This window comes from Streptomyces toyocaensis, assembly GCF_000725125.1.
Lineage (GTDB): Bacteria > Actinomycetota > Actinomycetes > Streptomycetales > Streptomycetaceae > Streptomyces > Streptomyces toyocaensis.
The window spans coordinates 175742-200460 of the sequence record NZ_JFCB01000010.1 but is presented as its reverse complement, the minus strand read 5'-3'; the positions used below and the strand labels follow the sequence as shown (position 1 = coordinate 200460).

At 73.3% G+C, this 24719-nt stretch carries 21 protein-coding genes and 2 pseudogenes; 7 read left to right on the top strand and 16 right to left on the bottom strand.

The annotated features are described in order from the left end of the window. From BU52_RS14165 to rimP, 4 genes are all read right to left on the bottom strand, one after another. On the bottom strand, window positions 1-316 hold a 316-nt coding region (locus BU52_RS14165; protein WP_037933460.1), incomplete at its 3' end, for a translation initiation factor IF-2 N-terminal domain-containing protein. Window positions 317-500: 184 nt separating this feature from the next. Further along, the gene (locus BU52_RS33530) at window positions 501-782 is read right to left on the bottom strand and encodes a YlxR family protein (protein WP_078903226.1); all 282 of its coding nucleotides are present in this window, start codon (window positions 780-782) and stop codon (window positions 501-503) included. Window positions 783-883: 101 nt separating this feature from the next. After that, entirely contained in the window at window positions 884-1870 is a 987-nt protein-coding gene (gene nusA, locus BU52_RS14160) for a transcription termination factor NusA (protein WP_037861923.1), read from the bottom strand. Between the two features lie 2 nt (window positions 1871-1872). Beyond that, complete coding sequence (rimP, locus tag BU52_RS14155; protein ID WP_037933458.1) at window positions 1873-2394, bottom strand: ribosome maturation factor RimP; 522 nt, start codon at window positions 2392-2394, stop codon at window positions 1873-1875. Window positions 2395-2605: 211 nt separating this feature from the next. On the opposite strand from rimP, the gene BU52_RS14150 reads away from it, so the two are divergent. From BU52_RS14150 to BU52_RS14140, 3 genes are read left to right on the top strand one after another with little or no spacing between them, the layout of a single operon-like run. Beyond that, entirely contained in the window at window positions 2606-3139 is a 534-nt protein-coding gene (locus tag BU52_RS14150) for a hypothetical protein (protein WP_037933456.1), read from the top strand. After that, the gene (locus BU52_RS14145; protein WP_037933455.1) at window positions 3136-3609 is read left to right on the top strand and encodes a DUF4439 domain-containing protein; all 474 of its coding nucleotides are present in this window, start codon (window positions 3136-3138) and stop codon (window positions 3607-3609) included. Before BU52_RS14150 ends, BU52_RS14145 begins: the two co-directional genes overlap by 4 nt. A gap of 51 nt (window positions 3610-3660) precedes the next feature. Next, window positions 3661-4569: an aminoglycoside phosphotransferase family protein gene (locus BU52_RS14140; RefSeq protein ID WP_037933453.1), complete on the top strand. Its 909-nt coding sequence runs from the start codon at window positions 3661-3663 to the stop codon at window positions 4567-4569. Window positions 4570-4774: 205 nt separating this feature from the next. On the opposite strand, the gene BU52_RS14135 is transcribed toward BU52_RS14140, so the two are convergent. The 9 genes from BU52_RS14135 to BU52_RS14095 all read right to left on the bottom strand — a co-directional run bounded on the left by BU52_RS14135 (window position 4775) and on the right by BU52_RS14095 (window position 16023). Beyond that, on the bottom strand, window positions 4775-6475 hold the full coding sequence (locus BU52_RS14135; RefSeq protein ID WP_037933451.1) for a proline--tRNA ligase: 1701 nt from the start codon (window positions 6473-6475) through the stop codon (window positions 4775-4777). Between the two features lie 78 nt (window positions 6476-6553). Continuing rightward, the gene (locus tag BU52_RS14130; protein WP_051858179.1) at window positions 6554-7120 is read right to left on the bottom strand and encodes a GNAT family N-acetyltransferase; all 567 of its coding nucleotides are present in this window, start codon (window positions 7118-7120) and stop codon (window positions 6554-6556) included. A 27-nt stretch (window positions 7121-7147) separates the two neighbouring features. Beyond that, on the bottom strand, window positions 7148-7996 hold the full coding sequence (locus BU52_RS14125; RefSeq protein ID WP_037933450.1) for a GNAT family N-acetyltransferase: 849 nt from the start codon (window positions 7994-7996) through the stop codon (window positions 7148-7150). A 157-nt stretch (window positions 7997-8153) separates the two neighbouring features. After that, window positions 8154-9311, bottom strand: a complete 1158-nt coding sequence (ispG, locus tag BU52_RS14120; RefSeq protein ID WP_037933448.1) for a flavodoxin-dependent (E)-4-hydroxy-3-methylbut-2-enyl-diphosphate synthase — start codon at window positions 9309-9311, stop codon at window positions 8154-8156. Window positions 9312-9495: 184 nt separating this feature from the next. Then, window positions 9496-10788, bottom strand: coding sequence for a M50 family metallopeptidase (locus BU52_RS14115; RefSeq protein ID WP_200881188.1), 1293 nt, complete (start codon window positions 10786-10788; stop codon window positions 9496-9498). An 8-nt stretch (window positions 10789-10796) separates the two neighbouring features. Further along, a complete protein-coding gene (gene dxr, locus BU52_RS14110) occupies window positions 10797-12059 on the bottom strand; it encodes a 1-deoxy-D-xylulose-5-phosphate reductoisomerase (protein WP_037933503.1) in 1263 nt (420 codons plus the stop codon). A 124-nt stretch (window positions 12060-12183) separates the two neighbouring features. Further along, window positions 12184-14124: an acyl-CoA dehydrogenase family protein gene (locus BU52_RS14105; RefSeq protein ID WP_037933445.1), complete on the bottom strand. Its 1941-nt coding sequence runs from the start codon at window positions 14122-14124 to the stop codon at window positions 12184-12186. A 127-nt stretch (window positions 14125-14251) separates the two neighbouring features. Then, window positions 14252-14935 carry an ABC transporter ATP-binding protein gene (locus BU52_RS14100; RefSeq protein WP_037933443.1) on the bottom strand — a complete coding sequence of 228 codons (684 nt, stop codon included), beginning with the start codon at window positions 14933-14935 and terminating at the stop codon, window positions 14252-14254. Beyond that, entirely contained in the window at window positions 14932-16023 is a 1092-nt protein-coding gene (locus BU52_RS14095; protein ID WP_037933442.1) for an ABC transporter permease, read from the bottom strand. The genes BU52_RS14100 and BU52_RS14095 overlap by 4 nt, the downstream gene beginning before the upstream one ends. A 169-nt stretch (window positions 16024-16192) precedes the next feature. Between BU52_RS14095 and BU52_RS14090 the strand changes: the two genes are divergently transcribed. The 3 genes and pseudogenes from BU52_RS14090 to BU52_RS33520 form a co-directional block, all read left to right on the top strand. Further along, complete coding sequence (locus tag BU52_RS14090; protein WP_051858178.1) at window positions 16193-17428, top strand: sensor histidine kinase; 1236 nt, start codon at window positions 16193-16195, stop codon at window positions 17426-17428. Next, window positions 17425-18060, top strand: coding sequence for a response regulator (locus tag BU52_RS14085; RefSeq protein ID WP_037933438.1), 636 nt, complete (start codon window positions 17425-17427; stop codon window positions 18058-18060). The genes BU52_RS14090 and BU52_RS14085 overlap by 4 nt, the downstream gene beginning before the upstream one ends. A gap of 86 nt (window positions 18061-18146) precedes the next feature. Further along, window positions 18147-19049 (top strand): annotated as a pseudogene (locus BU52_RS33520) (LacI family DNA-binding transcriptional regulator); the annotation flags it as partial. A 191-nt stretch (window positions 19050-19240) separates the two neighbouring features. Here the strand turns inward: BU52_RS33520 and BU52_RS14075 are convergent. Then, complete coding sequence (locus BU52_RS14075; RefSeq protein ID WP_037933432.1) at window positions 19241-20077, bottom strand: dioxygenase family protein; 837 nt, start codon at window positions 20075-20077, stop codon at window positions 19241-19243. 317 nt (window positions 20078-20394) lie between these two features. Between BU52_RS14075 and BU52_RS36295 the strand changes: the two are divergent. Beyond that, window positions 20395-21146: pseudogene (locus BU52_RS36295) on the top strand (glycoside hydrolase family 3 C-terminal domain-containing protein); the annotation flags it as partial. Between the two features lie 163 nt (window positions 21147-21309). Here BU52_RS36295 and BU52_RS14065 read toward each other — a convergent pair. Together BU52_RS14065 and BU52_RS14060 are read right to left on the bottom strand one after the other, a co-directional pair. Then, on the bottom strand, window positions 21310-22755 hold the full coding sequence (locus BU52_RS14065) for an aldehyde dehydrogenase family protein (RefSeq protein ID WP_037933426.1): 1446 nt from the start codon (window positions 22753-22755) through the stop codon (window positions 21310-21312). 361 nt (window positions 22756-23116) lie between these two features. After that, entirely contained in the window at window positions 23117-24682 is a 1566-nt protein-coding gene (locus BU52_RS14060; RefSeq protein WP_037933423.1) for a PucR family transcriptional regulator, read from the bottom strand. Between the last annotated feature and the right edge of the window lie 37 nt (window positions 24683-24719).

Sequence of the window (24719 nt, the reverse complement as noted above, 5' to 3'; positions counted from 1 at the left end):
GCTTGGGCGCCGCCGGCGGCTTCGGGGCAGCCGGACGGTCGCCCGCTGCCCTGACGTCGCGGGAGGGGCCGCCGGCCTGCGCCGGAGAGGGCGCCGCGGGCCTGGGCGCCGCCTTGCGGGGCGCGCCGGGCTTGGCGGAGGACCTGCCGTTGCCGCCGCCCTGCTGGAAGGCGTCTGTCAGCTTGCGTACTACGGGCGCTTCGATGGTCGAAGACGCCGAACGGACGAATTCACCGAGTTCCTGGAGCTTGGCCATGACGACCTTGCTCTCCACACCGAACTCCTTGGCGAGTTCGTAGACCCGGACCTTAGCCACTTCGCTCCTTTGAGGTCCGGGTTGCGTCCGGACCGTCGCTAGTTCATGGGCGTACTCATCGCGTACTCATCGAGTGCTCATCGCAATCTCGACCTGCTTTCGACTCGCGAGGTACCAGGCCGCACGGGGGGTTCCGTGCGGCGTTCCTACCGTGTTGCCTGCCCAGTCGGCTCAGAGCCGCTGCTCAGCAACCTTGTGCCTGCTCGACGTAGTGGCGCAACGCCTTTACGTCGAGCGGTCCCGGGACGCGCAGCGCCCTCGGAAACGCCCTGCGGCGCACCGCCTGGTCGACACAGACCGGGGCGGGATGCACATAGGCACCCCGGCCGGGCAGCGTACCGCGAGGATCCGGGACGCACGCGTCCTCGATCACCACGATCCGCAGCAGCTCGCTCTTGACCGCTCGCTCCCGGCACCCCACGCAGGTGCGCTCAGGGCATACGCCAGTACGTGTCCGGCCAGACACTCCTCAGTCTACCTCCCCCGACCGACCTCGCCCCTGCGGGGCAGGAATCGAACGCCGCCGTGGGCGAAGCTGTCGTGATCTCAGCACACCGCGGCCTGGATCTATTCCCCGGCCTGTTCCGTGTCCGGCCGGATGTCGATCCGCCAGCCGGTCAGACGGGCGGCGAGACGGGCGTTCTGGCCCTCCTTGCCGATCGCCAGGGAGAGTTGGTAGTCCGGCACGGTGACCCGTGCGGACCTGGCGGCCAGATCGACGACGTCCACCTTGGAGACCCGGGCCGGCGACAGCGCGTTCGCCACCATCTCGGCCGGGTCGTCGGACCAGTCGACGATGTCGATCTTCTCACCGTTCAGCTCGCCCATGACATTGCGCACCCGGCCGCCCATGGGGCCGATGCAGGCGCCCTTGGCGTTGAGACCGGAGCGCGTGGAGCGGACGGCGATCTTCGTACGGTGACCTGCCTCACGGGCGATCGCGGCGATCTCCACGGAGCCGTCGGCGATCTCCGGCACCTCCAGGGCGAACAGCTTCTTCACCAGATTGGGATGCGTGCGCGACAGGGTGACGGACGGGCCACGCACGCCCTTGGCCACGCGGACGACGTAACTGCGCAGCCGCATGCCGTGCGGGTAGGTCTCACCGGGGACCTGTTCCTGCACCGGCAGGATGGCCTCCAGCTTGCCGATGTCGACCAGCACGTTCTTGGGGTCGCGGCCCTGCTGGACCACGCCGGTGACGATGTCGCCCTCGCGGCCCGCGTACTCGCCGAGCGTCGCGTCGTCCTCGGCGTCGCGCAGGCGCTGCAGGATGACCTGCTTGGCCGTGGTGGCGGCGATACGGCCGAAGCCGGACGGGGTGTCGTCGAACTCGCGGGCCTCCTGGCCCTCCTCGAGGTCCTCGGGGTCCTCCTTCGCCCACACGGTCACATGTCCGGTCTCCCGGTTGAGCTCCACGCGCGCGTGCCGGCGGCTTCCCTCGGTGCGGTGGTAGGCGATGAGGAGGGCCGACTCGATCGCCTCGACCAGCAGGTCGAAGGAGATCTCCTTCTCCCGTACCAAACCCCGCAGGGCGCTCATGTCGATGTCCACGGCTACGCCTCCTCTTCCTTCTTGTCGTTGTTCTTGTCGGACGCGTCGTCCTTGCGGTTGAACTCGACCTGGACCCGCGCCCTGGTGATGTCGTCGAAGGCGAGCCTGCGCGCGGTGGCCTTGCGGCCCTTCACCCCGGGCACCTCGAGGTCGAGTCCCTCATCGTCGGCGCCGAGGATCCTGGCGGTCAGCTCACCGCCCTCGGCGAGCTGGAACCGCACCAGGCGGCCGGTGGCGCGCACGTAGTGGCGGTGCTCGGTGAGCAGGCGCTCCGCGCCCGGGGTGCCGACCTCGAGGGTGTACTCGGCGCTGCCCATCGCGTCCGTCTCGTCGAGCTTCGCCGAGAGCGCGCGGCTCACATCGGCGATCCGGTCCAGATCCGCTCCGGTGTCGGAGTCGACGACGACGCGCAGCACACGCTTGCGGCCGACCGAGTCCACGGCGATCTCTTCGAGATCCAGGCCCTGGGAGCTGACGAGCGGCTCCAGAAGTTCTCGAAGCCTCTCGCTCTGGGTGGTGCTCATCCGGGTGACTCCTCGGCCGCGTGTGCTGTTGTGGGACGGTGCGCGTGTCTGGTCAAAGGGTATCCGGTCGCGGAGGGTGTTGCGGTCCACCCCGATCACGGAGGGTGCCGCTGACCGCCTCGGGGCGGGCGCACGGGTACCGTGATCGCGGGCCAGCGGCCCGCTTCGCTTTCCGTCGCCACGTTCGTACGAGCCCCCGAGGACGTCTGCCGTGCCGTTCCCCTCGTCTCCGCGCGCCCGTTCGGGGCCGCGCAGAAGGAGTCTGCTCGCCGTCGCTCCGGCGGCCCTGCTGACGGCGGGCTGCACCGCCGGGTCCGAGAACTCCGACACCACCGGCGGCAGCCGTCCCTCCGCCGCCGACCGGGCACGGGCGCGAGCGGCCCGGGACAGCACGGCGCTGGCCGCGCGGTACGACGCGGTCCTCGCCGCGCATCCCGAGCTGACGGAGCGGCTGCGTCCGCTGCGCGCGGAGGTCGTGCGGCACGCGGAGGCGTTCGGCGGTACGGCGTCGGCCCCGCCGTCGCCGTCGCCGTCCGGCCCGGCCTCGGCCTCGCCCTCGCCGTCGGCCGCGGTGCCCGCGAAGGAGAAGGACGCCCTGGCCGAACTGGCCGCGGCTGAGCGGGAGATCGCCGACCGGCGCGCGGAGGAGCTGCTGGCGGCGCCGGGTGGGCTGGCCCGGCTGCTGGCCTCGGTGGCGGCGGCCGGCGCGGTGCACGTGTATCTGCTGACGGAGGCGGGCCGGTGAATCGGGCGGGCGGGGCGAAGGACGAGGAGCTGCGGGCTCTCCAGGCGGCGCTGGCCGCGGAACACGCGGCGGTGTACGGCTACGGGGTCGTCGGCGGGCGGATCGGCAAGGCGCGGCGCACCGAGGCACGGACGGCGTACGACGCGCACCGGGCGCGCAGGGACGCACTGGCGCGCGCGGTGAGGGACGCGGGGGGCGCGCCGGTCGCCGCCGCGGCGGGATACGCGCTGCCGTTCCCGGTGCCGGACGCGGCCGCGGCGGTCCGGCTGGCGGCGGAGCTGGAGGCCCGGGTGGCGGGGGTGTACGCCGATCTGGTGCGCGCGAGCGCCGGTGAACGCCGGCGGGAGGCCGCCGGGGCGATGCGGGAGGCGGCGGTGCGGTCCGTGCGCTGGAGCGGGGAGAGCGTAGCCTTCCCTGGGCTCGCCGAGCGGGGCGGTACGGCTTCCGGGACCCCGGCGCCGACGGCGTGACGTGACGGGGGCGGCAGGCACCGCGTACAGCAGGAAGGGAACGACTCGCGCATGGTTTTCGAACCGCCGCAGCGTCTGGTGAGGGCGCTCGGTGAGACGGCGCCCGAGGGCGACGACTGGCTGGAGAGGCTGCCGGAGGCGGCACGCGAGGCCGTCGCGCAGCGCGAGTTGACCGTGGAGCGGGTGCAGGTGCCGGGCGGGCGCAGCAGCCTGGTCGTGCTGGTGCGCACGGCCGACGGCACGCCCGCCGTGCTGAAGCTGGCGCCGGGCCGGGCGCGTCCGGAGAGCGAGCGGGCCGCGCTCGCCCACTGGGACGGGCGGGGAGCCGTCCGGTTGCTGGAGCCGTCGTCAGTCTCCGGGGCGGAAGGCGTCCTGCTGCTGGAGCGGTTGCACCCGGACGTGTCGGTGCGGACGCTGCCGGAGGCCAAGGCACTCCTGGAGGCGGCGGGGACGCTGCGCCGGCTCTGGGTGGACCCGCCGGAGGGGCACGGCTTCGAGACGGTGGCCGGGCGGACGGAGCGGCAGGCGCGGGCGATGCGGGCGAGTGGGGCCGGTGATCCGGAGGTCGCGCCCTTGGTGGAGGCGGCGCTCGGCGCACGCGAGGAGCTGCTGGCCGCGCCGCCGGAGCACAAACTGCTGCACGGCACGTTCCGGCAGAGCAAGGTGCTCGCCGGGGAGCGGATGCCGTGGCTGGCGGTCGGGCCGGACCCGGTGGTCGGGGAGTGCGCGTTCGATCTGGCGCGGCTGGTGCGTGACCGGGTGGAGGATCTGATCGCGCAGCCGTCCGGTGCGACGACGACGCGGCGGCGGGTGAAGCGGCTCGCGGAGTCGCTGGAGGTGGACCGGGAGCGGCTGCGGGGCTGGACGCTGTTCCGGGCGGTGGAGTCGGGGGTGCGGGCGCGGCGCGTGGGGCGCGCGCGGGACGCGGAACTGCTGCTGGAGTTCGCGAGCTGGCTCTGACGCCGGTGCGCGCCGGCGAGGCGGAGGGCGCCGGTCCGGGCGGGGGGTCCGCAGCCCGGCGCTTGCGGGGTGCCTCCCCCCGGAGGGAGTGCCCCCAGCGCCCACCCTCCCCCACCGCCCTGGGGGTGCCTCCCAGACCTTTGGGGCACCGGGGGAGGCACGACTTGCCCGCGGCTCCGGCCGGAGCCGCGGGCGGTGTGGCACGTCAGGCCGTGAGGCGGGCCACCGCCTCGTCGATGGTGAGTTCCTCGCGGTCGCCCGTGCGGCGGTTCTTGAGTTCCACGACGCCCTCGGCGGCGCGGCGGCCCGCGACCAGGATCTGCGGGACGCCGATCAGCTCCGAGTCGGTGAACTTCACGCCCGGGGAGACGCCGGGACGGTCGTCGACCAGGACGCGGACGCCGGCGGCGGCCAGCTTCTCGGAGACGTCGAGGGCGACCTCTGTCTGGAGGGCCTTGCCCGCGGCGACCACGTGGACGTCGGCCGGGGCCACCTCCGCGGGCCAGCACAGGCCCTTGTCGTCGGCCATCTGCTCGGCGATGGCGGCCACCGCCCGGGAGACGCCGATGCCGTAGGAGCCCATGGTGACGCGGACGGGCTTGCCGTTCTGGCCGAGGACGTCGAGCTTGAGGGCGTCGGCGTACTTGCGGCCGAGCTGGAAGATGTGGCCGATCTCGATGGCGCGGTCCAGGCGCAGACCCGTGCCGCAGTTGGGGCACGGGTCGCCCTCCTGCACCACCACGACGTCCACGTACGCGTCGACCTCGAAGTCGCGCCCGGCGACCACGTTCTTCGCGTGCGTGTCGGCCTTGTTGGCGCCCGTGATCCAGGCGGTGCCGGGTGCCACGCGCGGGTCGGCGACGTACGTCACCTTGTCCAGGCCCTGCGGGCCCACGTAGCCGCGCACGAGGTCGGGACGGGCGGCGAAGTCCGCCTCGGTGACCAGTTCCACCGTGGCCGGGGCGAAGTGCGCCTCGACCTTGCCCATGTCGACCTCGCGGTCACCGGGCACACCCACCGCGACGATCTCACCGTCGACCTTGACCAGCAGGTTCTTCAGCGTGGCCGAGGCCTCGACGCCGAGCGACGCGGCGAGCGTCTCGATGGTCGGGGTGCCGGGGGTGGGGATGTCCTCGGCGGCCGGGACGCCCGCGGCGTCGACCGGCTTCAGCTCGTAGGCGATCGCCTCGGTGTTGGCGGCGAAGTCGCAGTTCGGGCAGTCCGCGAAGATGTCCTCGCCGGCCTCGGCGGGGGCGAGGAACTCCTCGGACTTGGAGCCGCCCATCGCGCCCGCGGTGGCCGCGCAGATCCGGTAGTCGAGGCCGAGGCGGTCGAACACGTTCTGGTAGGCCTGGCGGTGCAGGGCGTACGACCGGGCCAGGCCCTCGTCCTCCAGGTCGAAGGAGTAGGAGTCCTTCATCAGGAACTCACGGCCGCGCAGGATGCCGGCGCGGGGGCGGGCCTCGTCCCGGAACTTGGACTGGATCTGGTAGAGGATCACCGGGAGGTCCTTGTAGGAGGACGCCTGGTCCTTCACCATCAGGGTGAAGATCTCCTCGTGGGTGGGGCCGAGGAGGTAGTCGCCGCCCTTGCGGTCCTGGAGGCGGAACAGCTCGGGGCCGTACTCGTCCCAGCGGCCGGTGGCGTCGTAGGGCTCCCGCGGCAGCAGGGCGGGGAGCAGCACCTCCTGGGCGCCGATGGCGTCCATCTCCTCGCGGACGACGCGCTCGACGTTGGCCAGGACCTTCTTGCCGAGGGGCAGCCACGTCCAGATGCCGGCGGCGGTACGGCGCACGTAGCCGGCGCGGACCAGCAGCTTGTGGCTGAGGACCTCGGCGTCCGCCGGGTCGTCGCGCAGCGTCTTCGCCATCAACTGGGACATGCGCTGGACCGGTGCGTTCGCCATGGTTCTCGTACTCCTGCTGCGTCTAGGTGATGACTGGAGGTTAGCCGGGCGGGAGGGGACGGCGGAAATCCATTCTCCCTACCGGCGCAGGAGGGGCAGCGGGGCGCCCATGACGGCGTACGGCTTGTCGGCGCTCGGGAAGCGGACCTGGCGGGCCAGGTCCTGGTAGCCGAGCGAGCGGTACAGATGGCGGGCCGGGCTCTCGGCGTCGATAGCGGAGAGGATCGAGCGCGGCTGGTCGGCGCCGTCGGTGATCGTGGTGATCAGGGCACGGCCGATGCCGTGCTTCTGGTACCGGGGGTGGACGTGCAGCTCGGTGATGACGAAGGAGTCGTCGAGCCAGTCGTCGTTGCCCCGGGCGCGCAGATAGGGCTCGACGACGGTGGACCACCAGTGGGTGCGGTCGTTGGGCATGCCGTAGACGAAGCCGGCCAGGCGACCCTTGGCGGTGGCGCCGAACGCCCTGGCACCGGGGAAGGTCATGTGGCGCAGCACGATCTGCCGGCGTACGGCCACCTCGTCGGGACCGAGCCCGAAGGCCACCGCCTGCACTGCCAGCGCCTCGTCGACGTGTCCGGGGAGGTCGAGGGGGGCGATCACGATGTCGTCGGGGTGGGGGCGGCCGTGACCGGGAAAGCGCAGCATGCCGGGGAGACTACAGGGGCGTGCGCGTCAGAACAGTACGCTCATGAAGGCTCCGGCCTCCTGGAAGCCGACCCTCTCGTACGTCCTGCGGGCGGGGGTGTTGAAGTCGTTGACGTAGAGGCTCGCCACCGGGGCGACGTCCGTCAGGGCGTAGCGCAGGACCGCCGCCATGCCGGGCGCCGCGACGCCCCTGCCCCGGTGCTCGGGGGCCACCCAGACGCCCTGTATCTGGCACGCGCGGTCGGTCGCGGCGCCGATCTCCGCCTTGAAGACGACCTTGCCGTCGGCGTCGAAGCGCGCGAAGGAGCGGCCGGCGCCGACGAGTTCGGCGACCCGGGCCTGGTAGAGCAGTCCGCCGTCACCGGCCAGCGGGGAGACGCCGACCTCCTCGGTGAACATCGCCACGCACGCCGGCATGATCGTCTCCAGTTCGTCCTTGCGGACGCGGCGGACGTACGGGTCGGGGGCCGTGGTGTCGGGCATGCGGTCGGTGACCATGAGCGGCTGGTGGGTGCGGACGTCGCGCGCCGGGCCCCACTGGGGTTCGAGCAGCCGCCACAGGTCCGCGGTGGGACCGGCGGGGCCGACGATGGAGGAGCAGCGGCGTCCTGCGCGCCGGGCGCGGTCGGCGAAGGCGCGGACGGCCCGGGGGGTGGCGCAGATGGGCACCAGGTTGGCGCCGGCATAGCACAGGGACGTCAGGACGCCCCCCTCGTACCAGCCCCACATCTCGCCGCCGAGCCGCCACGGATCGAGGCCGGCGATCTGGACCCGGGCCGTCACGAAGGTGTTCGCGACCGGCTCGCGGTCGAGTACGGCGAGTGCGGCGTCCAGGTCACTCGGTTCGAGGACCCGGGAAGTGGTCTGCGTCAACAAGTGCGGGGGCCTCACACAACGGGGTCTGCCTGATCTCCGCACTGTACCCGGGGATCCCGGGGACTGCCGCCCCCGGACTCCCCGCTTCGGCCCCGCGCCGGGGCACGTCCCCGGCGCCGGACGCGCCGGGTCGCCGCCCGGCGCCCGGGGGCTCCCGTCAGCCGGCCACCGAGACCTGCGGCTCGCCCGAGGCCGCGCCGTCCTTCTCCATCTGCTCGGCGATCTTCATCGCCTCTTCGATGAGCGTCTCGACGATCTTCGACTCGGGGACGGTCTTGATGACCTCGCCCTTCACGAAGATCTGGCCCTTGCCGTTGCCGGAGGCGACGCCGAGGTCGGCCTCGCGGGCCTCGCCCGGGCCGTTGACGACGCAGCCCATGACGGCGACGCGCAGCGGCACCTCCATGCCGGTGAGGCCCGCGGTGACCTCCTCGGCCAGCTTGTACACGTCGACCTGGGCGCGTCCGCAGGAGGGGCAGGAGACGATCTCCAGGCCGCGCTGGCGCAGGTTCAGCGACTCGAGGATCTGGATGCCGACCTTGATCTCCTCGACCGGCGGGGCCGACAGGGAGACCCGGATGGTGTCGCCGATGCCCTGGGAGAGCAGGGCTCCGAAGGCGACGGCCGACTTGATGGTGCCCTGGAAGGCGGGGCCGGCCTCGGTGACGCCGAGGTGGAGCGGGTAGTCGCACTGGGCGGCGAGCTGGCGGTACGCCTCGACCATGATCACCGGGTCGTTGTGCTTGACGGAGATCTTGATGTCCCGGAAGTCGTGCTCCTCGAAGAGGGACGCCTCCCACAGGGCGGACTCGGCCAGCGCCTCGGGGGTCGCCCTGCCGTACTTCTGGAGCAGGCGCCGGTCCAGCGATCCGGCGTTCACGCCGATGCGGATCGGGGTGCCGTGGTCCTTGGCCGCCTTGGCGATCTCCTTGACCTGGTCGTCGAACTTCTTGATGTTGCCCGGGTTCACGCGGACGGCCGCGCAGCCCGCCTCGATGGCGGCGAAGACGTACTTGGGCTGGAAGTGGATGTCCGCGATGACCGGGATCTGCGACTTGCGGGCGATGGTCGCGAGCGCGTCCGCGTCGTCCTGCGTGGGGCAGGCCACGCGGACGATCTGGCAGCCGGAGGCGGTGAGTTCGGCGATCTGCTGGAGGGTCGCGCCGATGTCGGACGTGCGCGTGGTCGTCATCGACTGGACGGAGACGGGGGCGTCCCCGCCCACCGCCACGGATCCGACCTGGATCTGCCGGCTCTTCCGGCGCTCGGCGAGCTTGGTCGGAACGGACGGCATGCCGAGAGAAATCGCAGTCATCTGCTGTGCAACCCCAAGTCGTGGATCAAGGTCCGGATCCCGTGAGCAGTGGGCTCCGGGCTCCGAGATTACGGCAAGGGACGACGCCCGGGCACATCGCGCCCGTCGACCCGCCCGAAGGACGCCGGCCCGGAACGCGAGCGTTCCGGGCCGGCGTGCACAGCGGGTGCCGGGAGGGCGCGGTCTACGAGATCCGTACCGGGTTCACGACGTCCGCGATCAGGACGAGGATGGTGAAGCAGACGAAGATCCCGGCCACCACGTAGGCCACCGGCATCAGCTTCGCCACGTCGAACGGTCCCGGGTCGGGCCTGCGCAGCACCCTGGCGAGGTTGCGGCGCAGCGACTCCCACAGCGCGCCCGCGATGTGCCCGCCGTCGAGCGGCAGCAGCGGAAGCATGTTGAAGAGGAACAGGGAGAGGTTGAAGCCCGCGAGCAGCATCACGAACATGGCCATCTGCTGCGAGGCGGGGATCTCGAGCGTGGCGATCTCACCACCGACCCGGGCGGCGCCGACGACGCCCATCGGGGAGTCGGGTTCCCGTGGCCCGTCGCCGAAGGCGGCGTCCCACAGGGCGGGGATCTTGGACGGCAGGGCGGCCAGGGAGTCGACGGCGTCGCCGACCCGGTCGGTCATCCAGGTCACGGAGTCGCCGAAGTCCTGCCTGACGACACCGGTGGCCGCGCTGAAGCCGAGGAAGCCCGCCTTGACGTACTCGCCCTCGACGTAGGCGCCGTTGCCGTCCTTCTTGGCGACCATGTTGGTGGCGATCTTCGCCTGGAGGGGCACCTCCCGGCCGTCGCGGTCGACGACGATCGGCACGCTCTTGCCGGCGCTGTCGCGGATCAGGTCGGAGAGGGTGCCCCAGTCGTCGGTGCGGACGCCGGCGAAGGCGACGATCCTGTCGCCGGCCTTCATGCCCGCGGCGTCGGCCGGGGACCGGGGGTCGGACTTCCTGCAGTCGTCGCGGTTCTCGGTCTGCGAGATCACGCACTGCGAGACCGAACTCACCGTCGTGGTCTGCTGCTGGACGCCGAAGCCCATCAGCACGATGAGGAACAGCACGACCGCGAGGATCAGGTTCATGAACGGGCCCGCGAACATCACGACGACCCGTTTCCACGGCTTGCGCGTGTAGAACAGGCGCTTCTCGTCGCCGGGCCTGAGCTCCTCGAAGGCGGCGGAGCGGGCGTCCTCGATCATGCCGCGCCACGGCGAGGTGGAACGGGCCTCGAGACGGCCGTCGGGGCCGGGCGGGAACATGCCGATCATGCGGATGTAGCCGCCGAACGGGATCGCCTTGACGCCGTACTCGGTCTCGCCCCGGTTCCGCGACCAGAGGGTCGGGCCGAAGCCGACCATGTACTGGGGCACCCGGATGCCGAACATCTTGGCGGTGGAGAGGTGTCCCAGCTCGTGCCAGGCGATCGAGAACAGCAGGCCGGCCGCGAAGACGACTATGCCGAGGATGAACATCAGGGTCGTCATGCACGCGCCTCCGCGCTCGCCGTCCGTACTGTCAGTTCGCGGGCCCTCCTGCGGGCCCAGGTCTCCGCTTCGAGGACGTCCGGCACGGTCAGTGAGGTTCCCGTCGCCGGGGTGCCGTGTTCCTCGACCACCCGGGTGACGGTCTCCATGATCCCGAGATACGGCAGCACACCGGCCCGGAAGGCCTCGACGCACTCCTCGTTCGCCGCATTGAACACCGCCGGGGCGGTCCCCGCGAGCTCACCGACGTGCCGGGCGAGGTTCACCGAGGGGAACGCCTCGTTGTCGAGAGGGAAGAACTCCCAGGTGGACGCCTTGCTCCAGTCGAAGACCGGGGCCGCGTCGGGGACCCGTTCGGGCCAGCCGAGGCCGATGGCGATGGGCCCGCGCATGTCGGGGGGCGTCGCCTGGGCCAGTGTCGATCCGTCCGTGAACTCAACCATCGAGTGGACATACGACTGCGGGTGCACGACGACCTCAATGCGGTCGAAGGGAATGTCGTAGAGCAGGTGCGCCTCGATGACTTCCAGTCCCTTGTTGACGAGGGTCGCGGAGTTGATCGTGATGACCGGGCCCATGGCCCAGGTGGGGTGGGCGAGGGCGTCCTCGACGGTGACGTCCGCCAGCTGCTCCCTGGTACGGCCGCGGAAGGGGCCGCCGGAAGCGGTGACGACGAGCCTCCGGACATCGGCACGGGTGCCGGCGGCGAGCGCCTGGAAGAGCGCGGCGTGCTCGGAGTCGACCGGGATGATCTGGCCGGGCTTCGCGAGCGCCTTGACCAGCGGGCCGCCGACGATGAGCGACTCCTTGTTGGCGAGCGCGAGGGTGCGGCCCGCCTCCAGGGCGGCGAGGGTCGGGGCGAGTCCGATGGAGCCGGTGATGCCGTTGAGGACGGTGTGGCAGTCGGAAGCGGCGATCTGCGTGGCCGCGTCGGGTCCGGCCAGGATCTCGGGCAGCGGCTCCCCCGCGTCGTACTGCGCGGACAGCGCCTCGCGCAGCGCCGGTACGACGTCCTCGCGGGCGACGGCGACCTTGCGCACCCGCAGCCGGCGGGCCTGCTCGGCGAGGAGGGCGACCCGGCCGCCGTTGGCGGACAGGGCGGTGACGCGGAACCGGCCGGGGTTGCGCAGCACGAGGTCGATGGCCTGGGTGCCGATCGACCCGGTGGAGCCGAGGATCACCACGTCCTTCGGGCCGTCTCCCACCAGGGGGTCGTACACCAGGTGGGGATCGGCGAGCGGAGCTGGAGCGTCGGTCATGGACCCCATTGTGTCGGGTCCCGGCCACCGCCGGGGCCCCGCCCCGGCGGTCGGGGCGTGTGTTCCTCTGCGGGGAGGGCGGCGGCCGGACCGCCGGTCCGGCCGCCCCTCGCGTCCCGGCGGGTCAGCGGATCGGACGGTGCACGTTCTCCCGCCGCGACGGTCCCGGGGTGGCGTCCGCGATCCAGGGGCCGTCGCCGGAGGGGTCGACGACGCCCTGCTCGAGCCACTCGTAGGTGCCGGAGAGCACGCCCTTGACGACCTTGCGGTCGAGGTCGTCGGTGTTGGTCCACAGCCGGCCGAAGAGCTCCTCGACGCGGATGCGGGCCTGCCGGCAGAAGGCGTCGGCGAGCTGATAGGCCTCGCGGCCGTGGTCGCCGCGGCGGCGCAGGAGTTCCGCGCGGACGCAGGCGGCGCTCATCGCGAACAGCTCGGCGCCGATGTCGACGATCCGGCCCAGGAAGCCCTGCTTGGTCTCCATCCTCCCCTGCCAGCGGGACATGGCGTAGAAGGTGGAGCGGGCCAGCTTGCGGGAGGTGCGCTCGACGTAGCGCAGGTGCGGGGACAGGTCGACCCCGTGCTTGAACTCGCTGTAGGAGCCGGGGAGCTGTCCCGGTCCGGCGACGAGTCTCGGCAGCCACTTGGCGTAGAAGACGCCCGCGCCCGCGCCCGCCTTCGCCTTGTCGCCCAGTGACTTCTCCGGGTCGATCAGGTCGCCGGCGACCGAGAGGTGGGCGTCCACGGCCTCGCGTGCGATCAGCAGGTGCATGATCTCGGTGGAGCCCTCGAAGATCCGGTTGATGCGCAGGTCGCGCAGCATCTGCTCGGCGGGGACCGCGCGTTCGCCGCGTGCGCGGAGGGAGTCGGCGGTCTCGAAGCCGCGTCCGCCGCGGATCTGGACCAGTTCGTCGGCCATCAGACAGGCCATCTCCGAGCCGTACAGCTTGGCGAGGGCGGCCTCGATGCGGATGTCGTTGCGGTTCTCGTCGGCCATCTGCGAGGACAGGTCCACGACGGCTTCCAGCGCGAAGGTGGTCGCCGCGATGAACGCGATCTTGGAGCCGACGGCTTCGTGCAGCGCGACGGGCTTGCCCCACTGCTCGCGGGCCGCCGACCACTCGCGGGCGATCTTCAGGCACCACTTGCCGGAGCCGACGCACATCGCGGGCAGCGACAGCCGTCCGGTGTTGAGCGTGGTGAGGGCGATCTTGAGGCCCTGGCCCTCCTCGCCGATGCGGTGGGAGGCGGGGACGCGGACGCGGTGGAAGCGGGTGACGCCGTTCTCGAGTCCGCGCAGGCCCATGAAGGCGTTGCGGTTCTCGACGGTGATGCCCTCGGAGCCGGCCTCCACGACGAAGGCGGTGATGCCGCCGCGGTGGCCCTCGGACTTCGGCACCCGGGCCATGACCACGAGGAGGTCGGCGACCACGCCGTTGGTGGTCCACAGCTTCACGCCGTCGAGCACGTAGTCGTCGCCTTCGGGTACGGCGGTGGTGGCGAGCCGGGCCGGGTCGGAGCCCACATCGGGCTCGGTGAGCAGGAAGGCGGAGATGTCGGTGCGGGCGCAGCGCGGCAGGAAGGTCTCCCGCTGCTCCCGCGTGCCGAAGATCTTCAGAGGCTGCGGGACGCCGATCGACTGGTGCGCGGAGAGCAGGGCGCCGATCGCCGGGCTGGCGGAGCCGACCAGGGCGAGGGCCTTGTTGTAGTAGACCTGGGTGAGGCCGAGGCCGCCGTACTTGGTGTCGATCTTCATGCCGAGGGAGCCGAGCTCCTTCAGCCCGGTGATCACCTCGTCGGGGATGCGCGCCTCGCGCTCGATCGTGGCCCCGTCGATCTTCGTCTCGCAGAAGTCGCGGAGTTTGGCGAGGAACTCCTCACCGCGCTGGGCGTCCTCGTCGGCGGGGAGGGGGTGCGGGTGGATCAGGTCGAGCCGGAAGCGGCCGAGAAACAGTTCCTTGGCGAAGCTGGGCTTGCGCCAGTCCTGTTCCCGGGCGGCCTCCGCGACCTCGCGGGCCTCCCGTTCGGTGACCGTGGGCCGGGACGGAGACTCGGGTACTGCGGACATGAGGCTCACCTCGCCGCGAATCGGTGGAGTCATACGTTCGTCACTGACTGGTGCTACCCGTTCGTATGTACCCGATTCGTAGCGGCCCTGCCACCCTTCGTGCGTCCGTTCGGCCGACACGCCCGCCTCAGCGGGCGGGCGCCGTCAGGGTGAGGCGGCCGTCGCGCACCTCGGCGATCCGGTCGACGGAGGTGAGCAGGGCGCGGTCGTGGGTGACCAGAACGGTGGCGGTGGCGCGCCGGTGGGTGAGCCGGGTGAGCAGGTCCATCACGGCGGCACCGCGTTCGTGGTCGAGGGCGCTCGTGGGTTCGTCGACCAGCAGGACGGTGGGGTCGTTCATCAGGGCGCGGGCGATGTTCACCCGTTGGCGCTGCCCGCCGGAGAGCTGGTGGGGGCGGCGGCCCGCCTGGCCGGCGAGGCCGACGGCGTCGAGCAGTTCCAGGGCCCGGCCGCGGGCCCGGCCCGGCGAGCGGCCGTCGATCCCGGCCATGACCTGGAGCTGTTCGGCGGCGGTGAGGGCGGGCAGCAGGTTGGGCTGCTGGAAGACGATGCCGATGCTGCGGCGGCGCAGTTCGGTGAGGTCGCTCCGGCTCAGGCCGGCCGTCGGGGTGCCGTCGACGGTGACGGTGCCGGAGTCGGGGGTGACGAGGGTGGCGGCGACGGCGAGCAGGCTGGACTTGCCGGAGCCGGACGGCCCGACGACGGCCGTGACGGTGCCCCGGGGGACGTCGAGGGTGACCCGGTCGAGGGCGGTCAGACGGGTGTCGCCGTCGGGGTAGGTGAGGGTGACGTCGGTCAGTTCGAGGCTCATCGGGCGCTCCCCAGGGCGGTCAGCGGGTCGACGGAGGTGATGCGGCGGATGGACAGGGCGGCCCCGAGCGCGCCGAGGACGATCGTCACGGCGGCGGGGGCGAGGACCGTCGCGGGGGTCAGGGCGAAGGGGATGTCGGATCCCGAGACGGCCGCGCCGATCGCGGCGGCGAGGGCGGTGCCGGCCAGGGTCCCGCCGGTCAGCAGCACCAGGGCCTGGCCGAGGGCGTCCGCCAGCAGGCGGCGCGTGGGGGCGCCCAGGGCCTTCAGTACGGCGACGTCACCGCTGCGCTGGATGGTCCACACGGTGAAGAAGGCGCCGACGACCAGGGCGGAGATCGCGAACAGGAAGCCGCGCATGAGCTGCAGGGAGCCGTTCTCGGAGGTGTAGGAGCCGATCGCGGCGAGGGACGCGTCCTTGGTGACGGTCCTGGTGCCGGCGGCGCGGTCGCCGGCCGCGAGGTCGGCGTCCCGGGCGGTGTCGAGGGCGATGACGGTCGCGGTGGGAGCGCCGCCGCGGGCACCGGCGGGCGGGGCGAGGGACGTCCAGGTGGCCAGGGAGGCCCAGACGACAGGGGTGTGGCTGAAGGAGGCGTCCCCGCGCGTCGCGGCGACGGTCAGCTCCCGGCCGGCGAGGGTGACGGAGTCACCCGCGGCGACGCCGAGTCCTTCGGCCGCGGCGGCCGACACGACCACCGTGCCGTCGCCGATCCGGTCGCCGGCGGGGGCCAGGGAGGAGCCCGGCAGGACGCCGAAGACGGAGACGCCGGCGGCGCGCTCACCGGCGTTCGCCCGGGTGGTGGTGATGCCGAGCGGCTCGGCGCGGGTGACGCCGGGGGTGTTCGCCCACTGCCGCCACTGGCGCTCGGTGACGACGGAGTCGGCGTACGAGAGATCCTGGCCGGCGGCGGGAGCGGCGAAGGCGATCCGGTCGGCGGGCAGCCCGGTGACGGCGGAGACGTTCTGCCGGGCGAGCCCGGCCGTCAGCCCGGAGAGGAGGCCGACCAGCAGCGTGATCAGGACGACCACGGCGCCCATCAAGGCGAAGCGCCCCTTGGCGAACGTGAGATCCCTCCAGGCGACGAACATGTGCTGACCTGCCCCTGCGATCGGCGGAAACGGTGTGCCCCCACCGTCGCGCCCGGCACGGGCAGCGGGCATCGCACCCAGGAGGGGACTTTGGGAATCAAAGGGTCGGTGGGCGTCTCCACCTTTTGATCGATGCCCGGTATGCACATTTTCCGTAGGGTGGGGGGTGATGAACAGCCTCACTCCGACCACCCGGGCCCTGGCCCGGTCTCTGCACCTGCTCGTGGCGGGTCTGCTCGCGCTGACCGCCGTGCGGGCACTGACCGGGGACACGGCGCACGCGGGGGCCGTGACCGGCGTGTGTGCCGCCGTGGCGGTGGTGTACGCGGTCGGGCCGCTCACCCCGGCCGTCGCCGCCTCCCGCCGCGCCGCCGCGTGGTGGCTGGCGGCGCTCGGCTCGGTCTGGCTGCTGTTGCTGGCGCTCAGCCCGGACGGGGTGTGGCTGGCCTTCCCGCTGTACTTCCTCCAGCTGCACCTGCTGTCGCGGCGCGGCGGGCTGCTCGCGGTCACGGGCACGGCCGTCGCCGCGGTCACCGCGTTCGCCGCGCACCGGGGCGGATTCTCCCCGGCCCTGGCCATCGGGCCCGCGCTCGGCGCGGCCGTCGCCGTGGCGGTGGTGTGGGGCTACCAGGCCCTGTACCGGGAGAGCGAGGGGCGGCGCCGCCTGATCGAGGAGCTCACCGTCACCCGCGCCGATCTGGCCGCCGCGCAGCACACCGCGGGTGTGCTGGCCGAGCGTGAGCGGCTGGCCCGCGAGATCCACGACACCCTCGCCCAGGGGCTGTCGAGCATCCAGTTGCTGCTGCGCGCCGCCGAACGTGCCCTGCCCGACCGCCCGGAGGCCGCCGCCGCGCACGTCGTGCAGGCCCGGCAGGCGGCCGTCGGCAATCTCGCCGAGGCCCGCCGGTTCGTCGCCGCCCTCACCCCGCCCGCGCTGGAGGGCACCACGCTGGCGGGCGCCCTGGAGCGGCTGTGCGCCACCACGAGTGCCCAGCACCCCGTCACCGTCCGCTTCCACCGCGCCGGACCGCCGCGTTCCCTGCCGACCGCCGTCGAGGTGGCCCTGCTGCGCATCGCCCAGTCCGCGCTGTCCAACACCGTCCGCCACGCCCGCGCCACCACCGGCGAGGTCACCCTGACCCACGCCGGCGACGCCGTGCGGCTCGACGTGGTCGACGACGGCACCGGGTTCGACCCCGGGCGGCTTCCGGCGCCGGACCCGGCCGCGGGCGGGTTCGGCATCGCCGCGATGCGGGCCCGGGCCCGCTCCCTCGGCGGCTCCCTCGTCCTGGAGTCGTCCCCGGGCCGCGGCACCGCCCTGTCGGCACGGTTCCCGGTCGGGGCACCGGACCGGGACGCCGCGGACGGCGGCGTCGGCACCCCGCACGAGAGCAGGCACGAGTGAACGACCACCCCATCCGCATCCTGATCGCCGACGACCACCCGGTGGTGCGGGCCGGGCTGCGCGCGGTGCTGGAGACCGAGCCCGGCTTCACCATCGTCGCCGAGGCCGCCACCGCCGAGCGGGCCGTGGAACTCGCCGCGGCCGGCGGGACCGACGTGGTGCTGATGGACCTGCAGTTCGGCGGCGGCATGAACGGGTCGCAGGCCACCGCGGCCATCACCGCCCGCCCGGGCGCGCCCCGGGTGCTGATCGTCACCACGTACGACACGGACGCGGACACCCTCCCGGCCATCGAGGCCGGGGCCACCGGGTACCTGCTCAAGGACGCCCCGCCCGAGGAACTGGCCGCCGCGGTACGCACCGCCGCCGCGGGACGCACCACCCTCGCGCCGGCGGTCGCCGACCGGCTGATGAACCGCCTGCGCGCGCCGCACAGCTCACTGACCCGCCGCGAGACGGAGGTGCTCACCCTGGTCGCCGAGGGGCTGTCGAACCAGCGTGTCAGCGAGCGGCTGCACCTCACCCAGGCCACGGTCAAGTCGCACCTGGCCCACATCTACGCCAAACTCGGCGTCGACTCGCGCACCGCCGCGGTCGCCGCGGCCCTGGGGCTCGGCATCATCCGCCGCTGAGGGACGGTCCAGCGGGGGCGCCCGTCGCCCGCTCGGCGCGAGGGCGAAGCATCCGTCGAAGCGCTTCACACACTGGGAGAACGTGGATGGTCACCCTGGCCGAGGTCGCCCAGACGCCCGAGTCTCGGCGAGCACGGTGAGCTATGTCCTCAGCGGCAAGCGGTCCCTCTCCGCCACCACCCGGCAGCGGGTCGAACGGAGCATCCGCGAGCTCGGGTACCACCCGAACGCCGGGGCCCGCGCCCTGGCCGGCAGCAGGTCCAACATCGTCGCGCTGATGATCCCCCTGCGTACGGACATCCACGTGCCGGTGATGACGGAGATCGCCATCGCGGTGGCCACCACCGCCCGCACCCACGGGTACGACGTGCTGCTGCTCACCGGCGAGGAGGGCCCGGACGCGGTGCGCCGTGTCGCGGGCAGCGGACTCGCCGACGGCATGATCCTCATGGACGTCGAACTCGACGACGAGCGGCTGCCCCTGCTCCGCGAGACCGACCAGCCGGCGGTGCTGATCGGACTGCCCGCCGACACCACCGGACTGACCTGCGTCGACACGGCACACCGGCTTCGCCGAGCGCACCCTGGACGGACTGCGCACCCGCGCACGGGAGCTGGGGCTGCGGCTGCTGCACCGTCCGTGCGAGGGCGGGTACGACGCGACGGCCGTGACGCTGGCCCGCATCCTGGACGAGCGTCCCGGCACCACGGGCTTCGTCGTGCAGAACGAGTCGGCGGTCGAACCGCTGCCGGCCCTGCTGCGGCAGCAGGGCCGTGCCGTGCCCGAGGACGTCTCCGTCGTCGCGGTCTGCCCCGAACAGGTCGCCGTCCAGGCCTCGGTGCGGCTGACGTCCGTGGCCGTCCCGGCGCAGGAGATGGGCCGGCACGCCGTGGAGCAGCTCGTCGCCAAGCTCGACGGGCGGGGCGGCGACGAGGTCGTCCTGCTCCTGCCGGAGCTGACCGTCCGGGCGAGCTCCGGTCCGGCGCCCGTGCAGCGTGACCACCCGTCCCTCCCCCTCCGGCTTCGGCCCGCGAGTCCCGGCGGCGCGGTGCTCCGGGACCTGCCCGGCGCGCTCCTCGCCGAGCCGCGCGCCACGCCGCGCCCCGCTGGTCCCGGGGGACGGGCGAGCCTGCCGGTCCGGGAACCGTGGGCCCGCCCCGTCCGCGAACCGCGGTGCTCCTACTCGCGGCGCCACAGGGCGGGAACGTTGGGGGGCTCCCAGCCCGTCATGGACGTGTGCGCCTGGAGGCAGCGGTATCCGGCGCCACTGTGCGTGACCCTGTCGCCGGCGCTGTAGGCACGGCCGGGCGCCCAGCTGCCGCTCGGCGGATCGGTAGGCGGGTCGGTGGGCGGGTCGGTGGGGTCGCCCTGCACGTTCAGGACGAAGTCGAAGGTGGCTTCCTTGCCGCCGCCGGCGCTGCGGACGTTCATCAGCAGCGCCGGGTCGAAGATGGTGTCCGTGCTGTTGCGGGGCTCGCCCGGGAAGTAGAGCTGGGTGGTCAGGACGGGTTCGCCGGGCGCCTGGGCCTTGACGTGAAGGTGCCGGGTGCGTCCCGGATAGAGACCGGGCACGATCGTCCGCAGGGTGAAGGCGCCTGAGGCGTCGGTGAACTGGTGTCCGCGGAAGGTGTATCCGACGTTGTCGTAGGCGCCCGCGTTGTCCGCCTGCCAGAAGTCGAGCAGGACCCCGCGCAGCGGGACGCAGTTCCGGCCGAAGACGTAGCCGCTGACGGTGAGCGGGGTGCCCGGGGTGCCCGGGGTCACCAGATTGGCGCGCAGTGGGGAGTTCGGCTTGAAGTAGGGGCCCTCCATCTGGGGAATCGTGGGGTCGTCGCCGTCGTCGCAGAACGGTGTCGGGGTGAGGTCCCGTCCCTGGGTGCCTGCGTCCCTGGCGAGCGCCACCGTGCCCGTCGCGAGCAGCGGGACGGCGGCGCCGGCGGCGACGGCCGCCCTGAGCAGGCTCTTGCGGCTGATCCGGCGCTCGGCGCCGGGTTCGTCGGGTGCGGATGGTGTCATGGCGGGTTCCTCGGTCTCCTCGGTGGGGGCGGAAGGACGGGACGTGCCTGACCCGGAGCGCGCCCGCGAACGCGGGGCGGGCGAACGGTTCTCGCGGACGCGCTCCAGCGGTGATCGCCGAAAACGTAGCCGCGCCGGTCACCGCTCCGGAACTCCCGCCCCGGCCCCTGTACCGCGTTATGGAACCCCTCGGAGGGCTCTCGAAGCCGAACTGCACGGGGGTCACCGCGTCTTCAGCGTGAGGACGCGGTCTTCTCCGGCGACCAGGTCGAGCGGCTCGGCGCCGGTGGAAGTCCACAGGTGGACGCGGTGGGTCGGGCGAGTTCGACCCGGGCGCGGACCCCTGCGCCGGGGAGCAGGCCTTCGACACCCCCGAACACCGGGCGCTCGCGCGGGAGGCCGCCGAGCAGGCGGTCGTCCTGCTCAAGAACGACGCTACGCTGCCGCTCGCACCGGACACCCGCGTCGCGGTCGTCGGACTGCTCGCCGACGAGTGCAAGCTCGACTGGTACAGCGGCAGCCTGATCCACCGCTCCACCCCGCTGGAGGGTCTGCGCGAGCGGTTCGGCGCCGACCGCGTGGAGTTCGCCGAAGGCGTGGACCGCGTGCTGCTGAAGACCTCCGCCGGTGCGTTCCTGCACGTGCCGCCGGCGCCCGACACCCCCGGGACGGCGCGCGGCGCCGAGGACGCCCTCGACCCGGCGCTGCTCGCGGGCCGTACCGATCTGCCGCCTCTCACCGCCCGGACGGCCGGCACCGAACTGGCCCTGGCCGACGGGGGCGAGGGCGTGCTCACCCTCCGGGCGCCCGACGGCCGCTACCTCTCGGTCGCCGAGGACGGGTACGTACGCGCCTCCGCCGACCAGCCGGGCGGCTGGGTCGTGCCGGAGACGGTCCGGCTGGAACCGCACGGGACGGTCACCTCCTCAGGCACCTGGGGACGGGGCGCCACGTGCAGGTCGCCGCCGACGGCGTCAAGGTTGCCGAGGAGGATCCCGAGGTCTTCGGGCTGGTCGTCGCCGAGCGAAGGAGCCCGCCTCGGGGCCGTACGACTGCACCACGCTCCGTGCGTCCTTCGCCGCCGTCGAGGGCGTGCACGACATACGGCTCCGGCTGCGCGGCCCGCTGCGGCTCGCGCGGGCCGGCTTCTCCGGCTGAGGGTTTGGAAGGGGCCCGGCACACAGAAGGGCCCGGCACCGGGACGTCCGGTGCCGGGCCCCTTCGCGTGCGGCTTACAGGGCGAGGCCGGTGAGGACCAGCACGCGCTCGTAGGTGTAGTCCTCCATCGCGAACCGCACGCCCTCACGGCCCACACCGGACTGCTTGGCGCCGCCGTACGGCATCTGGTCGGCGCGGTAGGAGGGCACGTCACCGATGACGACACCGCCGACCTCCAGGGCGCGGTGGGCCCGGAAGGCGATCTGCAGGTCGTGGGTGAACACACCCGCCTGGAGGCCGTACTTGGAGTCGTTGACGGCGGCGAAGGCCGCGTCCTCGCCGTCCACCTTCTGCACGGTCAGCACGGGCCCGAAGACCTCCTCGCAGGAGAGCGTCGCCTCGGCCGGCACGTCGGTCAGCACGGTCGGCGCGTAGGAGGCGCCGTCGCGCTTGCCGCCGGTGAGGAGGGTGGCGCCCGCCTCCACGGCCTCCTGCACCCACGCCTCGACGCGCTGCGCGGCGTCCTCGCCGACCAGCGGGCCGACATCGGTCGCTTCGTCGTTCGGGTCACCGGTGACCTGCGCCTCGACGGCGGCGACGATGCGCGGCAGCAGCCGGTCGTACACCGACGCGTCGGCGATCACGCGCTGCACGGAGATGCAGGACTGGCCGCCCTGGTAGTTGGAGAAGGTCGCGATGCGGGCGGCGGCCCGGTCCAGGTCCTCGTCGCTCGCCCAGTCGGCGAGGACGACGGCCGCGCCGTTGCCGCCGAGCTCCAGGGTGCAGTGCTTGCGCGGCACCGAGTCCATGATCGCGTAGCCGACCTTCTCCGAGCCGGTGAAGGAGATCACCGGCAGCCGCTCGTCCCGGACGAGGGCGGGCATGCGGTCGTTGGGGACCGGGAGGATGCTCCAGGCCCCGGCGGGCAGCTCGGTCTCGGCCAGCAGCTCGCCGAGGATCAGCCCGGACAGGGGCGTGGCGGGCGCCGGCTTCAGGACGATCGGGGCACCGGCGGCGATCGCCGGGGCGATCTTGTGGGCGCACAGGTTCAGCGGGAAGTTGAACGGCGCGATGCCGAGGACGACACCCTTGGGGAAGCGGCGGGTGAGCGCGAGCCGCCCCTGGCCACCCGCGTCGGTGTCCAGGCGCTGGGCCTCGCCGCCGTTGAAGCGGCGGGCCTCCTCCGAGGCGAAGCGGAACACGGAGACGGCACGACCGACCTCGCCGCGGGCCCACTTCATCGGCTTGCCGTTCTCTGCGGAGATCAGCCGGGCGATCTCCTCGGTGCGCTCGGCGAGGCGCCGGCTGACGTGGTCCAGGGCGGCGGCCCGGACGTGGGCGGGAGTGGCGGCGAACTCGTCCCGTACCGCGTACGCGGCGGCCACGGCCTCCTCGACCTGGGCCTCGGTCGGCACGCTCACCGTGCCGACGACCCGGCCGTCCCAGGGGGAGGTGACGTCGAAGGCGGCCTCGCCGGTGGCCTGGCGGCCGGCGAGCCAGAAGGCGTGGGTGGAAGTCATGTGGAGTCCCGGCCCTTCCGCGTAGGGGTGTACATGGGTGTGTGGGTCCACGGTAGGGGGGCGCCGCCGGGCGGGCGCTTGTCCGGTGCGTACGGGTGCCGGACGGGAGTGTGCCGCATCGGCGCAAAGGGCTCGGGCACCGGTCCGCGACCCGCTCCGTGACGCACCCGGCCACCCGGACCGCGGTCGTCGACCGGGCCCGCCCGCCCCCCGACCTCGCGGTGAACACCGGCACGCGGCCCGCGGGAGGGCCGGACCCGGTCACCGGGACGCGGGCTGGGCGCCGGATGCGGCGCGGGGCCCGTGGTTCGCCACCCGTGCGTGGCCGGTGGGAAGGGCCGGGCCCCCGGCCGGGCGCCGCTCAGCCGTTCTCGGAGGCCGTGGCCTTGAGGGCCAGCCACAGCTCCATACGGACGTCCGGGTCGTCCAGGGAGCGGCCGAGGATCTCCTCGACCCGGCGCATGCGGTAGCGCAGGGTGTGGCGGTGGACGCCGAGGTCGGCTGCCGCGGCGTCCCACTGGCCGTGCCGGGAGAGCCAGGCCCGCAGGGACGCGACCAGGTCGCCGCGGCCGGTGGCGTCGTGCTCGCGCAGCGCGCGCAGCAGCCCGTCGGCGAACGCCCAGACCGCGTCGTCGGCGAGCAGCGGCAGCACGGACCCCGCGGCCAGGTGCTCGTGCTCGACCAGCACCCTGCCCCTGCGCCGGGCCACCGAGAGCGCCTGCTCGGCCTGCTTGTACGCGGCGGACGCGGCGGTCGGGCCGGCCGGCGCGGACAGTCCGGCCACCAGGTCGGCGTCGTCGGCCTTGCGGGCCGCCTCCTGGGCGGCGGCGTGGTCGCAGCAGGCGGCCACGGCGGCGCCCCCGTCGGCGGCGAGGACGACCAGCCGCTCGCCCTCCGGCACGACCAGGACGGCCTCGCCGGAGCGGGCGGCGGCGGCCTCCGCGGTCTCGGCGAGGGCGCCGAGGGCATCCCCGTCCGCCTCCCCGCTCCCGACGGCGACGATGATCCGGAAGGGCGCGTCGAGGAGGCCGCCGTACAGGTCCCCGGCGACCGCGCGGGCGTGGTCCGGCTCCCCGGCGAGCAGCATGCGCAGCACGGCGGCGCCGATGCGCTGTTCGGCGGCGTGCAGCGAGCGGGAGCGCTCCGTGGTGAGGGTGAGCAGGGCGATGGCGGAGTGGACGGCGTACCGCTCGGCGGTGCCGAGGGCGGCGGCCGTGCCGACGGCGAGCGCCGCCCGGGGGCGCCGGCCCGTGCCGAGGGAGTGCAGTTCCACCCGGTCCTCGTGCTCCGGTCCCGCCACGACCGAGGAGGCGGGCGCGGGCCGGTCCCGCAGCCGGGTCACGTCCGCGGTGAGCCGCGCGGCGCGCCGGCCGGCCCAGTCCGGCGCCGCGGCGACCACGGCGCCCGAGGCGTCGTAGAGCGCGGCCCACCCGTCGACCTGGGCGGCGAGTGCGGCGAGCAGGCCCTCCGGGCCGTCGCTCAGTGTCTGCTTCGTCAGCTCCCGCTGGGCGGCGAAGCCCGCGGTCACCGCGCGGTACTGGTCGGCGGCGATGGCGGCGGACACGGCCTTGCTGATCGCGAGGAACGGGGTGCGGCGCGGCACCTCCAGCAGCGGCAGGCCCTCCGCGCGTGCCGCCTCGACGAGGGCGTCGGGGATGTCCTCGTAGTGCACCCCGACGGCGAAGCCGAGCCCGACGACGCCCGCTCCCACCAGCCGCTTCACGTACCGGCGCATCGCCTCCCGGTCCTCCGCGTCGAGCTTGAGGGCGGTGATCAGCAGCAGCTCCCCGCCCTCCATGTACGGCACCGGGTCGGCGAGTTCGCTGGCGTGCGCCCAGCGCACGGGCACGTCGAGGCGGTCCTCGCCCGCGCGCACGGTCAGCTTGAGCGCGGTGTGGTGGACGAGCGAGGCGAGCGTCGGGGGCATCGGGGCCTTGAGCCTTCGGTCTGCGACGGATGGGTGA

Bases quoted from the DNA above. Each gene is read 5' to 3' on its own strand.
- BU52_RS14105 (WP_037933445.1), bottom strand. From the start codon at position 14,124: ATGTCCGCAGTACCCGAGTCTCCGTCCCGGCCCACGGTCACCGAACGG.
- BU52_RS14100 (WP_037933443.1), bottom strand. From the start codon at position 14,935: ATGAGCCTCGAACTGACCGACGTCACCCTCACCTACCCCGACGGCGAC.
- BU52_RS14075 (WP_037933432.1), bottom strand. From the start codon at position 20,077: ATGACACCATCCGCACCCGACGAACCCGGCGCCGAGCGCCGGATCAGC.
- ispG (WP_037933448.1), bottom strand. From the start codon at position 9,311: ATGACTGCGATTTCTCTCGGCATGCCGTCCGTTCCGACCAAGCTCGCC.
- rimP (WP_037933458.1), bottom strand. From the start codon at position 2,394: ATGAGCACCACCCAGAGCGAGAGGCTTCGAGAACTTCTGGAGCCGCTC.
- BU52_RS14065 (WP_037933426.1), bottom strand. From the start codon at position 22,755: ATGACTTCCACCCACGCCTTCTGGCTCGCCGGCCGCCAGGCCACCGGC.
- BU52_RS14140 (WP_037933453.1), top strand. From the start codon at position 3,661: ATGGTTTTCGAACCGCCGCAGCGTCTGGTGAGGGCGCTCGGTGAGACG.
- BU52_RS14115 (WP_200881188.1), bottom strand. From the start codon at position 10,788: ATGTTCATCCTCGGCATAGTCGTCTTCGCGGCCGGCCTGCTGTTCTCG.
- BU52_RS14095 (WP_037933442.1), bottom strand. From the start codon at position 16,023: ATGTTCGTCGCCTGGAGGGATCTCACGTTCGCCAAGGGGCGCTTCGCC.
- dxr (WP_037933503.1), bottom strand. From the start codon at position 12,059: ATGACCGACGCTCCAGCTCCGCTCGCCGATCCCCACCTGGTGTACGAC.
- BU52_RS14130 (WP_051858179.1), bottom strand. From the start codon at position 7,120: ATGCTGCGCTTTCCCGGTCACGGCCGCCCCCACCCCGACGACATCGTG.
- BU52_RS14060 (WP_037933423.1), bottom strand. From the start codon at position 24,682: ATGCCCCCGACGCTCGCCTCGCTCGTCCACCACACCGCGCTCAAGCTG.
- BU52_RS14090 (WP_051858178.1), top strand. From the start codon at position 16,193: ATGAACAGCCTCACTCCGACCACCCGGGCCCTGGCCCGGTCTCTGCAC.
- BU52_RS14135 (WP_037933451.1), bottom strand. From the start codon at position 6,475: ATGGCGAACGCACCGGTCCAGCGCATGTCCCAGTTGATGGCGAAGACG.